Source organism: Flavobacterium sp. CAN_S2 (assembly GCF_015752255.1).
Taxonomy (GTDB): Bacteria; Bacteroidota; Bacteroidia; order Flavobacteriales; family Flavobacteriaceae; genus Flavobacterium.
Map to the genome: position 1 here is coordinate 56,524 of NZ_JADOVA010000004.1, position 14,426 is coordinate 70,949.

The 14,426-nt window shown below is 34.6% G+C and carries 11 protein-coding genes; 7 read left to right on the forward strand and 4 right to left on the reverse strand.

The features are described from left to right. Positions 1-253 precede the first annotated feature (253 nt). From IWX80_RS12095 to IWX80_RS12110, 4 genes are read left to right on the forward strand one after another with little or no spacing between them, the layout of a single operon-like run. The gene (locus tag IWX80_RS12095) at positions 254-3,265 is read left to right on the forward strand and encodes a type I restriction endonuclease subunit R (protein WP_196853662.1); all 3,012 of its coding nucleotides are present in this window, start codon (positions 254-256) and stop codon (positions 3,263-3,265) included. Further along, positions 3,258-4,517 (forward strand): restriction endonuclease subunit S, encoded by a 1,260-nt coding sequence (locus IWX80_RS12100; protein ID WP_196853663.1) that lies wholly within the window; start codon positions 3,258-3,260, stop codon positions 4,515-4,517. The genes IWX80_RS12095 and IWX80_RS12100 overlap by 8 nt, the downstream gene beginning before the upstream one ends. 3 nt (positions 4,518-4,520) lie before the next feature. After that, the gene (locus IWX80_RS12105; protein ID WP_196853664.1) at positions 4,521-5,645 is read left to right on the forward strand and encodes an AAA family ATPase; all 1,125 of its coding nucleotides are present in this window, start codon (positions 4,521-4,523) and stop codon (positions 5,643-5,645) included. Between the two features lie 14 nt (positions 5,646-5,659). Further along, on the forward strand, positions 5,660-7,285 hold the full coding sequence (locus tag IWX80_RS12110; protein WP_196853665.1) for a type I restriction-modification system subunit M: 1,626 nt from the start codon (positions 5,660-5,662) through the stop codon (positions 7,283-7,285). A 33-nt stretch (positions 7,286-7,318) separates the two neighbouring features. Here the strand turns inward: IWX80_RS12110 and IWX80_RS12115 are convergent, their stop codons facing one another. Genes IWX80_RS12115 through IWX80_RS12125 form a run of 3 tightly spaced genes read right to left on the reverse strand, consistent with a single transcriptional unit; the run spans position 7,319 to position 9,142 of the window. Continuing rightward, positions 7,319-7,951 carry a conjugal transfer protein TraD gene (locus tag IWX80_RS12115; RefSeq protein WP_196853666.1) on the reverse strand — a complete coding sequence of 211 codons (633 nt, stop codon included), beginning with the start codon at positions 7,949-7,951 and terminating at the stop codon, positions 7,319-7,321. A gap of 2 nt (positions 7,952-7,953) precedes the next feature. Then, positions 7,954-8,370: a DUF3408 domain-containing protein gene (locus tag IWX80_RS12120; RefSeq protein WP_131910619.1), complete on the reverse strand. Its 417-nt coding sequence runs from the start codon at positions 8,368-8,370 to the stop codon at positions 7,954-7,956. A 4-nt stretch (positions 8,371-8,374) separates the two neighbouring features. Then, complete coding sequence (locus tag IWX80_RS12125; RefSeq protein ID WP_196853667.1) at positions 8,375-9,142, reverse strand: ParA family protein; 768 nt, start codon at positions 9,140-9,142, stop codon at positions 8,375-8,377. A 722-nt stretch (positions 9,143-9,864) separates the two neighbouring features. Between IWX80_RS12125 and mobA the strand changes: the two genes are divergently transcribed. Next, positions 9,865-10,296: a conjugal transfer protein MobA gene (gene mobA / locus IWX80_RS12130; protein WP_196853937.1), complete on the forward strand. Its 432-nt coding sequence runs from the start codon at positions 9,865-9,867 to the stop codon at positions 10,294-10,296. A 7-nt stretch (positions 10,297-10,303) separates the two neighbouring features. Further along, positions 10,304-11,605, forward strand: a complete 1,302-nt coding sequence (mobB, locus tag IWX80_RS12135) for a conjugal transfer protein MobB (RefSeq protein WP_196853668.1) — start codon at positions 10,304-10,306, stop codon at positions 11,603-11,605. Positions 11,606-11,631: 26 nt separating this feature from the next. Here mobB and IWX80_RS12140 read toward each other — a convergent pair whose 3' ends face one another. Beyond that, positions 11,632-12,189, reverse strand: a complete 558-nt coding sequence (locus tag IWX80_RS12140) for a hypothetical protein (RefSeq protein ID WP_131910616.1) — start codon at positions 12,187-12,189, stop codon at positions 11,632-11,634. Positions 12,190-12,399: 210 nt separating this feature from the next. Here IWX80_RS12140 and mobC point away from each other — a divergent pair, with 210 nt between their 5' ends. Continuing rightward, positions 12,400-14,421 carry a conjugal transfer protein MobC gene (mobC, locus tag IWX80_RS12145; protein ID WP_196853669.1) on the forward strand — a complete coding sequence of 674 codons (2,022 nt, stop codon included), beginning with the start codon at positions 12,400-12,402 and terminating at the stop codon, positions 14,419-14,421. The last annotated feature ends 5 nt before the right edge of the window (positions 14,422-14,426 follow it).

A 14,426-nucleotide genomic window follows, 5' to 3' on the forward strand; every position in this document is an offset into this window, starting at 1 on the left:
TTAAATTGTTAATGTCTTCCCGCTTCTTGCGGGCTTCTTGACAAAGGTGTTTAAGAAATAAAGGCGTTATAGCAAATTGGCAGTCAAAGGAATTGTTTGGCTGTGGGTGGCGGTTTAGATATTAAATGAATTGATTGATTTGTTTAAGTCAGAGAAAAGCAGAAAAAAATTACTTGTAGGTTTGTAACCTTAGAGGTAAGAAATCTTTTTTGAGTATCTTTGAGGTCTAGAATCGCATGTATAACAGAGACTAATGACCAAAGAAAACAATATAGAAGACAGCTTAATAGCTAAACTCCAAGATTTAAAATATACCTATCGTCCTGATATTAGTGATCGTAAAAGTTTGGAACAAAATTTCAGACAAAAATTTAACGAACTAAATCGGGTGAATTTATCTGAACCTGAATTTAATCGTTTACGTGATGAAATTATCACACCTGACGTATTTGCCGCTTCAAAATTATTAAGAGAAAAAAACACTTTCATCCGTGAGGATGGTACGCCTTTGCAATATACTTTAGTAAATATTAAAGACTGGTGTAGAAATGAGTTTGAAATAATTAATCAATTGAAGATTAATACTGAAAATAGTAACCAACGTTACGATGTTATCATATTGATTAATGGAATTCCAGTTGTACAACTAGAGCTAAAGTCTTTACATATTAGCCCAAGACGTGCCATGCAGCAAATCGTAGATTATAAAAATGATGCAGGAAACGGTTACAATAATTCATTGCTTTGTTTTATGCAGTTGTTTATCGTAAGTAACCGTAGCAATACGTATTACTTTGCTAACAATAAAAATCAGCACTTTAGTTTCAATGCAGATGAACAATTTTTGCCTATTTATAAATTAGCTGATATAGATAACAAAAAAATAGACAACCTTTTTGATTTCTCAGACAAGTTCCTTTCTAAATGTACATTAGGCGAAATGATTAGTCGTTATATGGTATTGGTAGAAAGCGAACAGAAAATGTTGGTGATGCGTCCTTATCAAATTTATGCAGTACAAGCGATAGTAGATTGTATTGAACAGAATCGTGGTAATGGCTATATATGGCATACAACAGGTTCTGGAAAAACACTAACTTCTTTTAAAGCCTCTACTTTATTAAAAGATAATCCAAACATTGAGAAGTGTCTTTTTGTAGTGGATAGAAAAGATCTGGATAGACAAACTCGTGAGGAATTTAATAAATTTCAGGAAGGTAGCGTTGAAGAAAATACTAATACTGAGTCATTAGTAAGACGTTTGTTGTCTACCGATTACTCGGACAAGGTCATTGTCACTACCATTCAAAAATTGGGATTAGCATTAGATGCAGAAAATAAGAATAATTACAAAGAGCGTTTACATCCGTTAAGAGATAAACGTGTAGTCTTTATTTTTGATGAGTGCCACAGGTCGCAATTTGGTGAAAACCACCAAGCAATTAAAGACTTTTTCCCAAATGCACAACTTTTTGGGTTTACAGGTACACCTATTTTTGATGAAAATGCGTCCTATACTACTAGAGAAAACGAATCTGGCAGTTATAAGACAACCAATGATATTTTTGAAAAACAACTACATTCTTATACCATTACTCACGCCATCGAAGATAAAAATGTTTTAAAATTTCATGTGGATTATTTTAAGACAGATGGTGCAGATGCTGCTAATTTATCAGAAAGTCAAAAACAAAAAGCGATTGTAGAAGCTATTCTTCAGAAACACGATGCAGTGACCGATCAGAAACGTTTCAATGCTATTTTTGCAACTGGATCTATCAATCACGCTATTGCCTACTACCGTTTATTTAATGAGCTACAAAACCAGAACTTGGAAGCTGATGCCGATTATCGGAAACTAAATATTGCTTGTGTATTTTCACCACCTGCCCAAGCAGTGGCTAAAGATGGAGAAGGTAACAATAATAAAAATGTGGCCGACATTAAGCAATTGCAAAATGATTTGCTACAAGAACGAGAAGATAACAAAGTAGATCCTGAAGGTAAAAAGAAAGCTTTAATCGAGATTATTACCAACTACAATAAGCAATATGGAACCAACCATAGCATAAGTGAATTTGATTTGTATTATCAAGACATACAATCGAGAATAAAGAACCAAAAATACAGCAATACTGATTATCCGCATGAAAATAAAATAGATATTGTGATCGTGGTAGATATGCTTTTAACAGGCTTTGATTCTAAGTATCTGAATACTTTATATGTCGATAAAAATCTGAAACACCACGGTTTAATTCAAGCATTTTCTAGAACCAACAGAGTTTTGAATGACACCAAACCTCATGGAAGTATTTTAGACTTTAGACAACAAAGAGAATCTGTGAATGAAGCGATTGCCTTATTTTCTGGTGAAGATACAGGACGTTCAAGGGAAATATGGTTAGTAGATCCGGCACCGAAGGTAATTGAGCGATATGAAGATGCATTAGAAAATTTGAATAAAATGATGCATTCTTTCGGTTTGGAATGTGTGCCAGAAGAAGTAAATAACCTGAAAGGTGATGCGGCAAGAGCCGAATTCATTAATAAGTTTAAAGAAGTACAAAGACTAAAAACACAATTAGACCAATACACAGATTTAACGGAAGAACAGGCTGGTAAAATCAATCAATTGTTACCCGAGGACGATTTGCGTTCTTTCCGTAGTATGTATATAGAAACCGCACAACGATTAAAAAACAAGCAAGATAAAGCGGCTAAAAAAGGCGATGAAGACATTGAACCAAATGTAGAACAATTGGATTTTGAACTAGTCCTTTTTGCTTCTACTATTATTGATTACGATTATATTATGGGATTAATTGCCGAGATGACGCAAAAGAAACCATCTAAGCAAAAAGTAACCAAACAACAATTAATAAACCTTCTAACATCCAATGCAAACCTAATGGATGAGCGGGAGGATATTATTGCCTATATCAATAGTTTGGATATGGACAAACCGCTAGAAGAAAGCAATATACGTGAAGGTTACGAATTATTTAAAAGAGAAAAGAACAACAAGGACTTAGCAATAATAGCAGAAAAGCACGGAGTAACTTACGAATCGTTACAAGCGTTTGTAGCTGAAATTATGGACCGAATGGTTTTTGATGGAGAAAAACTAACTGATTTTCTTGCGCCATTAGGTTTGAATTGGAAAGTAAGAGCCCAAAAAGAATTAGCATTAATGGAAGATTTAGTGCCTTATCTAAACAAATTAGCCCAAGGGCGTGAAATATCTGGATTACATTATGAATAACATACCTCAAATACGTTTTCCTGAGTTTGTGAATGAGAAATCTTGGAATGAAAAAAGTTTAGAGCAAATTTCTCCTATAATATTTGATGGTACTCATCAAACTCCTGCATACACAACAGAAGGAATTCCATTTTTTAGTGTTGAAAACCTTATTAGTGGAAATAAAAATAAATTTATCTCTTTAGAAGATCATAGGATTGCTACAAATAAAAACAAACCCGAAAAAGGTGATATATTAATTACCAGAATTGGAAACATTGGGTTTTCTAAAATAATAGATTGGGATTACGAATTTAGTATTTATGTAACACTTGCAGTCATTAAACAATCAAAAGAATTTAACTCTTATTATTTGCATTCTTTCTTTCAATCTAATTATTATCAAAAAGAAATAAAAAGCAAATCATTATTGAGTGCCGCTCCTTGTAAAATAAATATGAATGAACTTAGAACAACTTTAGTTTTGGTTCCTCCTTCATTACAAGAACAACAAAAAATAGCAGATTGCTTGTCTTCCTTAGATCAAGTAATTATAGGTCACGAAGAAAAACTAAAAGCATTACAAAACCATAAAAAGGGTTTGATGCAAAACCTTTTTCCACAAGAGGGTAAGACTATACCAAACTATCGTTTTCCTGAATTTAAGAATTATGGAGATTGGGTTGAGAAGGCATTGGAGAATTATATTGAGTTGTTTTCAGGGATTGCGCTTAAAAGTGAAGAATTAAGTGACGATAGCTCTGGAGTTCCAATACTTAGAGGAATTAATATTACTGAAGGCTACATAAGACACTCAAAAGATATCGACAAATATTTTTTAGGTAATGTTGAAAATCTTGAAAAATATTTGATTAAAGAAAATGATATAGTAATAGGTATGGATGGATCTAAAGTTGGGAAAAATGTTGCACTTATTAAAAAAGAAGATGAAAATTCGATATTAATACAAAGAGTAGCAAGAATAAGATCTAATAAAAAATCTGATATTAAATACATATATCAACATTTCATATCAGATAAATTTAGAAACTACGTGGATAATGTCAATACAAGTTCTGGTATACCGCATATAAGTTCTCAGCAAATAAAAGATTTTAAAATTGGATTTCCTTCACTTTCAGAACAGCAAAAAATCGCAGACTTTTTGTCAACAGTTGATGAATTAATTACCGAACAAATCAATAAAATAGCGCAATTAAAATTACATAAAAAAGGATTAATGCAGGGGTTATTTCCTAAAACAGAAGAATAATTTATGGAAAATATAGCAAACACCCTTATTAAGAATACAAAAAATATAAATCTTGTTTACGCATTCAATGGTACTGGAAAAACGAGATTATCTATTGCGCATAAAAATGTGACAAAGGCTAGTAATAATGACACTCATGTTGGTGTATATTATAACGCTTACAGTGAAGATTTATTCGTTTGGGATAATGATATTGAAAATGGAGAAGTTGATATAAAACTCATATTAAAAAAGTGTAGTTTAAATGATTTTCATTCCGGGATTGATGAGTTAAAAGTGCACGAAAAACTTGCGCCATTTAAACCACAATTCGATTTTAGATTTGAGTATTTTCCCAATCGTGAGGAAGGAATAAATGTAATAAGATTTCACCTTAAAGCTAATAATAATATAGTTACTGAAAAAGAGGGAAATAACGACGAAGAAGAAAAAGAAATAAGTTTTGCTGATTCTATTAAAATTTCCAGAGGAGAACAGCAAGCATTCATCTGGAGTTTTTTTCTGGCACTATTTGATGTTGAAGATTTAACGGGAGATGGTAAACAGGAAGGTCATTTTTTTATAGATGATCCCGTATCAAGTTTAGATGATCATAATATTTTTGTAACCATTTCTAGTCTAATGGATTTAGTTGATAAATATTACAAAACTAGAAAAATAATTATTACCACTCATCATATAGGCTTCTTTTCCATTTTTGCAGATTGGCTAACTAGAGGAGAAAAGGCAAATAAATATGATAATCAAGTAGACTTCTTTAAACTAAAGAAAAAAGACGGAAATATAGAATTAGTAGGACCACGTCGAGAAGTTTTTCTATACCATTTAGAACTTTTAAAAACGGTAAAAGAAGCAATAGATTCAGATAGTGTTATGGTGTATCATTTTGCTATTTTACGTCAAATATTAGAAAATATTGCGTCTTTTTTAGGAGTAAGAAACTTTTCGCATGTATTGAAAGAGATTGGAATTACTGATGCGGATAAGTTAGCTCAGATTATCAATATAATGTCGCATAAAACGGTATTCAGATACGAGTTTAAAGAGCCCGTGGAAGACAATAAACAAGATATAATTAGAATTTTTAACGGTATACAAACAAAATATAATTTTGTTTTACATATATAATTCCTGAATAGGTTATGACTCAAAAAGAACAAACAGAACTAGGGAAAACCCTTTGGAATATAGCAGATGATTTAAGAGGAGCGATGAATGCGGATGATTTCCGTGATTATATGCTTTCGTTTCTATTTTTACGTTATATCTCAGATAACTACGAGAAGGCAGCTCAAAAAGAATTAGGCTCTGATTATCCAGAAGTGCCAGACGATGAATTGAAGAAAAATGGTGCTTCTACGCCTTTGGAAATTTGGTATAATGAAAACGCTGAAGACGTCAAGGCTTTTGAGAAACAAATGCGCCGCAAAGTACATTATGTAATTGAACCTAATTTTTTATGGGAAAGCATCTATGAATTAGCAAGAACACAAGATAAAGACCTTTTAGAAACCTTACATAATGGTTTTGACTACATCGAAAACGAATCTTTTGAAGGTAATTTTTCAGGATTATTTTCAGAGATCAATCTAAATTCAGAAAAACTTGGTAAAAATTATACAGAGCGTAATAAGAAACTTTCGACTATCATTACCAAAATTGCTGAAGGAATTTCCAAATTTTCTACAGATTCAGACATATTAGGAGATGCCTATGAGTATCTTATAGGTCAGTTTGCCGCAGGTTCTGGAAAAAAAGCAGGAGAATTTTATACGCCACAGCGATTGTCTGATATCCTTTCTGAAATTGTAACTTTGGATGCACAAGATCCAACTTTAGGCAAAAAGAAAAAACTAGATAAGGTACTTGATTTTGCTTCTGGATCAGGGTCATTACTATTAAATGTCCGTAAAAAATTGAACGATGAAGGAGGGACAATTAGTAAAATATACGGTCAGGAAAAGAATATTACTACGTACAACTTAGCACGTATGAACATGCTTTTGCATGGAGTAAAAGATACTGAATTCGAAATTTATCATGGCGACACCTTAACTAATGATTGGGATATTCTAAATGAAATGAATCCAGCTAAAAAAATGCAATTTGATGCAATTGTTGCTAATCCCCCATTTAGTTTAAAATGGGATGCATCAGAAACGATGGCTGATGATTTTCGTTTTAAGAATTATGGTCTAGCGCCTAAATCTGCTGCTGATTTTGCTTTTCTTTTGCACGGTTTTCATTACTTAGGTAAAGAAGGTACAATGGCAATTATTTTGCCACATGGGGTTCTTTTTAGAGGTGGTGCGGAAGAACGTATTAGAACCAAACTTTTAAAAGATAATAATATTGATGCAATTATAGGATTACCTAGCAATTTGTTTTATTCTACTGGTATTCCAGTATCTATTATTGTTTTGAAAAAATGCAAAAAGCATGATGATGTATTAGTTATTAATGCAAGTGACTATTTTGAGAAAGGGAAACGTCAAAATAACTTATTACCAGAACATATTGAGAAAATTGTAGAAACTTATAAATATCGTAAAGATGAAGAGCGATATTCTCGTAAAGTTTCATTAGGAGAAATTGAAAAAAATAATTTTAATCTTAATATTTCTAGATATGTTTCCACTTCCGAAGATGAGATACAAATCGATCTAAAAGTTGTGAATAAAAATTTAGATGAGATAAATAAAAGTATTAGAATCGCTACTGATAAACATAATTCTTTTTTAGAGGAATTGGGTTTAAAAGAGATTTAAACAACATCATCTAGAAAATAAAAGGGAGTTTGCTTACACAAACTCCCCAATATCAAAATCTTCCAAATCATTTTTCCGCAAAAAGGAAGAACCAGCATCTGTTTCAGGAAAAAGGCTCCCGTCTAATAGCTCAGCTATTTTACGAGAAGCACTTTCCATAGAATTCTCCAGTAAGGTGAATAATTCGGTTCCTTGTATTTTCTGAACTATAGCAACTGCTGTTTCCTTTTGAGATGGCTCCAATTTTTCTTTTTGCAGCAGCATCCCCACGGAGCTTAGTTCTTCAAAGGTAACCCCTTGGGCAAAACCGTCATTACCACCGGATATTCCATACCTGTTCCATTCTTCTTCCTCTTCCTCCAAGTCAGGCATATTCCCAAAAACTTCGTCCTGTTCTTCCTGCGGAATTTGCATATCGACATCTTCTTCGTCGATTTCAACATCAAAATTATCAATTTCCTGTTCTTGCTTTTTAATTTGACTTTCAGTGGCACTCATTGACACCGAAAGGCTTCTCATCGATTTGGGCTGCCCCATGATATCGGGTAGTTTTGGATTGGGTTTTTCCTGCGTTGGTTTATGCTCCTCCCCTTTCCTGATGATAATCTTATCCTCCAACAACAGCGCAATAACAATTAGTAAGCATATAACGATTACTGTTTCCATAATTATAAAATAGGTTTATACTTATCGTTGAAGCTTGTGGTAATCTGCTCACCGAACTCCTGAAAATGATATTCGAGAAGATTGTCTAAGTAGGCGTAAATGGTTATCTTATCTTCGCCTATTACCTGTACGATCCGAGACAGTTTCTCATGGAAATCCGGTCGGATATATACCGTTTTGCCATCACGGGCATTGGTACCAGGTCTTTTGAAAAATATACTTTCGTAATCCTGTTCATTTACTTTTTTGGTTCTATTACGTTCCTTCAGTAAAGGTTTTTCCTGTAACGGTTTCATAGGAGCTTCGGGTTCTTCCGGCGGAAGTTGCAACCCTTCCTTTTTTACTCCATCTACCATTAAATTCATCATTAGCTCTTCGTTGATTTCAGGAATAGCTTTTTTCTTATTGTCTTTTTCCATACTATTATAATTGAACGATTCTTAAAAATTCCGTCATAAACTGGTCTAAGCGGCAAGCTTTCATCAAACGTTCATCGGGAGGCATTAAAGTTGAACGAAAAACGGTCTTGGCACCGGCTTCGCTCTCCTTGCGGAAACGTGTGCTGTTCATGATAAGGCATTGCATCAGACTTAATCCCAACTCATCAATAAGGTTATTATAAACATCGTATAGGGGCGAGCGTTCACGACCATCTACCTGATTCCAAAACAGGTTAATGGTTTCAATCGAGGTTTCTCCTTTTTTCATAATAACATCCTTCATCAGCTGAGTAAAAATGAGTGTACTTTCCATAACTACACGGTCTGCTATGATTGGCGTAAAAATATGATGCATCCCTGCCAGAGCTTTCAAAATACCGGGAGTATTTACTGTTCCCGGAAGATCAAAAAAGATGAAATCAACCGGAACGGAAGCGAATTCCAAAAAATCATGTGCGGCTTCCAATACGCCTTCAGCTTTATGTTGGATGATCGGATAAGCTTTTTTGTTAATGGTTGTAAATTGTTTGAATGCCGCTCTTTTTAAAAACTCATTTTCCATCACCATAGCCAGATCTCGAGTCTTCATTTTCATTAAACTATGTTGTGGAAAATCGGCATCGAATACGGCTACATTGTAGCCCAACCGATAATGTAGCGTACTGGCCGCAAGTGCCGTAAAGGTGGTTTTGCCTACTCCTCCCTTTTGGGAGGAAAAAGCAATGAATACTGTTTTGTGTTCTGTTTTCATTTTTAACTGTATTTAATTATTTACTTATATCGTTGCGTTGGTAGATACTTATCTGCTATTGCCTATACGTATGCAGTTTTGTAGAAAGCTATGTGGTCATTTAAACAGGTATTGCTCTGCTTAAATACTAACATATGTACCTCTATTTTTAGGCACCTATACATATAGGTTTGTATCATCAAACCTAGTTATATGTAAACCCAAGTCTGTAAATATGCACATATACAACTATATGATTTCATATCCTCAACTGCATCTATACACATCCGGACGCTTTTACATACACAAGTGACTACATACATAATTAAGTAACTACATACCAACATAGTTATCTGTTTACATCCGCTTGCAGGTACAAAGAAATGCAGATATATACGTCTTATTCAAAGGTGGAACGAATTGGCGTTCATTGGCACTGTTTGGCACTGCAACACAGCTCAATGCTCTACTGAAGAGGACTTTACTTTGTAAAGTGATTTTTATTAACGGACTTATGCAAAAATATTATGAAATATCAAGTAAGAAAGTGAACGTCCCGAAGCCGTTTATCCCTGCTTTATTTAATCCGTCCCGAAGGGCGGATTTTTGTGTTCACCAGAACACGGCAAGTTGTGTTTTGAGGCACTCGAAACTGAGTTCGTGCCTCAAAACAACTTGCCCTGCTGGGGGCTGAAAAGCCTTCCGAAGTCAGGCTTTTTACTAAAGTTAAAAATGGATTAATGATGAACGAAAACAGTAACAGAAAACAGAATAAAGGCGGACGGACGCCCAAGAGCAATCCGAGTATTCACCGCCACGTTTTTCGCCTTACGGACGAAGAAAATGCGAAATTATTATCGCTTTTTGAAGCATCGGGAATGGTCAATAAAGCAAAATTTATCATTTTCGTACTGTTTGGAAGAGAGATTAAAATGGTCAAAATAGACAAAGCTGTGTTAGATTTTTATATGAGGTTAACCTCTTTTCACAGTCAGTTCCGTTCCATTGGCGTTAATTATAATCAGTTCGTAAAGCTGTTGTACCGCAATTTTTCGGAGAAAAAAGCAGCAGCTTATCTCTACAAATTAGAAAAACAAACGGCTGAAATGGCAGTATTATGTCAAAAAATTATTCAGCTCACAGAAGAGTTTGAAGCAAATCATTTGAAAAAATAGTGTTGAAATGATAGCAAAAATCGGAAGAGGGAGCAATTTATACGGAGCTTTGGCATACAATCAGCTCAAAGTGGAGAAAGAAAACGGGCAAATTCTGTTTGCCAATAGAATAATTGAAACACCTAATGCGCAGTATTCCATTGCTCAATTGACCCAATCTTTCGAACCTTATCTGATAGCCAACCGCAATACTGAAAAACCAATTTTACATATTTCACTCAATCCTGACCCGAAGGATAATGTAAGTGATAAAAAGTTCAAACTGATGGCTCAGGATTATATGCAGGAGCTGGGTTATGGGGAACAGCCTTTTGTAGTATTCAAGCACACGGATATTGACCGTACCCATATTCATATTGTATCGGTTTGTGTGGATGAAGAAGGCAAAAAGATTTCGGATAAGTTTGAAAAAAGAAGGTCTATGAAGGTATGCCGTGAACTCGAAAACAAATATGGATTACTATCGGCTACGGAGAAAGGACATCGGCAGAATGACAAGATTTTTCGTCCTGTTAATTACCAAACAGGAGATATAAAAAGCCAGATTGCTTCGGTTGTCCGGTATCTGCCTAAGTATTATAAATTCCAAACGTTGGGGGAATATAATGCTTTGCTTTCCCTGTTCAATATTACCACTGAAAAAATAGAAGGCGAACTGCAAGGAAAAATCAAGCAAGGCTTATTATACTTTCCTTTAAATGAAAATGGAGAAAAAGCTGGGCATCCACTCAAGGCTTCCCTATTCGGTAAAAATGCTGGGCTTTCGGCTTTGGAATTACATTTTGAAGAATCCAAGGAAGCATTAAAAAACCATACAGCAAAACTCGCCATCAAAGCTTCGATTGAAATTGCCTTCCGATCGACAAATGATGAAAAGAACTTTAAGAAGCAATTAGGGGAACAGGGAGTTAATGTAATTGTTCGCAAAAATGGTACAGGACGTATTTATGGCATTACTTTTATCGACCACAATTCCAAAACAGTCTGGAATGGCTCCAGATTGGGGAAAGAACTTTCGGCCAATTCCTTTAATGATTATTGGAACCATAATATCAAACCGGAAATAAAAAGGCTTAACGAACCTCATCCAAAAATATCTCAGCACAACGCAATGAAAGATCTACCAGCCGAAAAGCCCCATGAATTATTCGATTTCCTAAACAAAGAAATCACCGCTTCCAGCACAAATGAAACTAGTATGATGGAAAGTTTTGGAGGACTGTTGCCTGAGGCACAAGGAGAAGATTACGAAGAACAGGACTTTACCAATAAAATGAAGAAGAAAAGAAGACGTAAGAGAGGTAAGTAGGTTTTACGTTTATTATGAATTCCTTATTATAAAAACACTTTCAATCCCAATGCATAGCTCCAGTACAAAATCTTCGGAGCAGTTGGTGTCTTGAACTGATAAATACCATAGACATATAATGAAAAAAGTATAAATGCTCCCCAACTCAACCCAATACACAATATACTTTGTCGTTCTGTCAGATTGAACATACCTGCAACGAATGATTTTATTATGAGTGCTGGAATAATACAGCATATTAACACACATGTTACCCAAGGTAATATCCATAACTTCCTGTTCTTTGCTTGCAAGCCAATGATAGTTCCTTTAAAAAAATAAATAATGCAGAAAATAAAGTAGGTAAATAATAGAGAGAGACCCCAAATTTTAAATTTGTCGGTTTCTTCTCCCCAGAACTTTTGAGACAGTAAAAATCCTGCATAAAAAAACATACCGAAAATAGCAGCTATTTTTAAGGCTAGAATAAAACCCCCAACGATTACAAACATTAGTCCAGTAGCAGAATCACTTTCTTCTCTTTTCTTAGCTATATATTCATCTTCACTTTCTCCTGGATCAGCATCAGGATTATTCCAATTCATATTTTTCTTCTTTAATATTGATTATCAAATTGATGATGTAACCTAAAAATTTTTCAAGAGTATAAATTTACTAAAAAATCATAATAAAATCCGAACCTAGTTGGAGCTCCTTAATGCCAAACACTGTCATGCATCGCTAATGTCTGCCACTTTTTTGTAACCATGCTGCACTGCCTTTAAATTAACAACCGAACATTTAATAATTATAAAATGCAGGGAGAAGACGATTTAAGAGGATTAGCCAAGATAATGGCTTTTATGCGGGCAGTGAGTATCCTTTTAGTACTAATGCACCTTTATTGGTTCTGTTACGGTTTCTTTATGGAACGTGGCTGGACATTAGAAATCATCAACAAAATCTTAGGTAATTTCGACAGAACGTCGGGCTTGTTTTCACACATCTTATATACCAAAGTCTTTGTTTTGATATTATTAGCATTAAGCTGTTTGGGAACAAAAGGCGTAAAGAATGAAAAGATAACTTGGACAAAAATTTATGTGGTTTTGGGAATTGGTTTTGTACTATTCTTTCTTAACACATCATTGTTAAAACTATCATTAAACATCGCTACATTTCTCTATATCCTTACCACAGGTTTGGGCTATATCTTCCTTATGGTAGCAGGAATTTGGATAAGCCGTCTGCTCCGTACCAATTTGATGGATGATGTTTTCAATAATGAGAACGAAAGTTTTCAGCAGGAAACTAAGCTAATGCAAAATGAATATTCCGTGAACTTACCCACCAAATTCTGGTACAACAAAAAACAGCACAATGGTTGGATCAATATTGTAAACCCTTTTAGAGCGACCATTGTATTGGGTACACCCGGTTCGGGTAAATCGTATGCTGTAGTAAACAACTATATCAAGCAGCATATTGAAAAAGGTTTTTCAATGTATATCTATGATTTTAAGTTTGACGACCTATCTACAATTGCCTATAATCATTTACTAAAACACACTGATAAGTACAAGGTAAAACCGAAATTCTACGTCATTAATTTTGATGACCCTAGAAAAAGCCATCGTTGCAATCCCATAAATCCAGATTTTATGACCGATATATCCGATGCTTACGAATCGGCCTACACCATCATGCTAAATCTTAACAGGAGTTGGATACAAAAGCAAGGGGATTTCTTTGTAGAAAGCCCGATTATTCTTTTAGCGGCTATTATATGGTTTCTTAAAATCTATGAAAACGGCAAATACTGCACATTTCCACACGCCATTGAACTGCTCAACAAAAAATACGCTGACGTCTTTACAATCCTAACCACCTATTCGGAATTGGAAAATTATCTATCACCCTTTATGGATGCCTGGCAAGGTGGCGCGCAAGACCAGTTGCAGGGACAAATAGCATCTGCGAAAATTCCTTTGTCAAGAATGATCTCACCGCAATTGTATTGGGTTATGACAGGAGATGATTTTTCACTGGACATCAACAACCCGAAAGAGCCGAAGATACTATGTGTAGGCAATAATCCTGACCGTCAAAATATCTATTCCGCAGCGTTGGGTTTATACAATTCAAGAATTGTGAAACTTATTAATAAAAAGGGACAGCTTAAAAGTTCAGTCATCATTGATGAATTGCCTACCATTTACTTTCGTGGATTAGACAATCTTATAGCAACTGCTAGAAGTAATAAAGTGGCAGTATGTTTGGGTTTTCAGGATTATTCGCAATTAACCCGTGATTATGGAGACAAAGAAAGTAAGGTTATACAAAATACCGTAGGTAATATATTCAGTGGTCAGGTGGTAGGAGAAACTGCCAAAAACCTTTCGGAACGTTTTGGTAAGGTGTTGCAGAAAAGGCAGAGTTTGTCAATCAACCGTAATGATACGTCGACATCCATTTCCACACAATTGGACAGCCTCATTCCTGCATCTAAAATTTCTACATTGACCCAAGGTGTTTTTGTAGGGGCTGTATCAGACAATTTTGATGAACGTATCGAACAGAAAATCTTCCATGCTGAAATTGTTGTGGACAATGATAAAGTAACTGCTGAAACCAAAGACTATCAAAAAATACCGGAAATACTATCTTTCATAAACGAGGCAGGAGAAGATATGATGAAGCAGGAAATCGAAGCTAATTACAGACAGATAAAATTGGATATTATTCAGGTTATTAAAACTGAATTGGAGCGTATTAAAAATGATCCTGATTTACAACATTTGGTACAAAAGGATAATACAAAAAAAAGCAACAAATAAATGTA

Coding starts and splice junctions, on each gene's coding strand:
- mobA (WP_196853937.1), top strand. CDS start 9,865: ATGAACGAAAACAGTAACAGAAAACAGAATAAAGGCGGACGGACGCCC.
- IWX80_RS12110 (WP_196853665.1), top strand. CDS start 5,660: ATGACTCAAAAAGAACAAACAGAACTAGGGAAAACCCTTTGGAATATA.
- IWX80_RS12125 (WP_196853667.1), bottom strand. CDS start 9,142: ATGAAAACAGAACACAAAACAGTATTCATTGCTTTTTCCTCCCAAAAG.
- IWX80_RS12140 (WP_131910616.1), bottom strand. CDS start 12,189: ATGAATTGGAATAATCCTGATGCTGATCCAGGAGAAAGTGAAGATGAA.
- mobC (WP_196853669.1), top strand. CDS start 12,400: ATGCAGGGAGAAGACGATTTAAGAGGATTAGCCAAGATAATGGCTTTT.
- IWX80_RS12115 (WP_196853666.1), bottom strand. CDS start 7,951: ATGGAAACAGTAATCGTTATATGCTTACTAATTGTTATTGCGCTGTTG.
- mobB (WP_196853668.1), top strand. CDS start 10,304: ATGATAGCAAAAATCGGAAGAGGGAGCAATTTATACGGAGCTTTGGCA.
- IWX80_RS12100 (WP_196853663.1), top strand. CDS start 3,258: ATGAATAACATACCTCAAATACGTTTTCCTGAGTTTGTGAATGAGAAA.
- IWX80_RS12095 (WP_196853662.1), top strand. CDS start 254: ATGACCAAAGAAAACAATATAGAAGACAGCTTAATAGCTAAACTCCAA.
- IWX80_RS12105 (WP_196853664.1), top strand. CDS start 4,521: ATGGAAAATATAGCAAACACCCTTATTAAGAATACAAAAAATATAAAT.
- IWX80_RS12120 (WP_131910619.1), bottom strand. CDS start 8,370: ATGGAAAAAGACAATAAGAAAAAAGCTATTCCTGAAATCAACGAAGAG.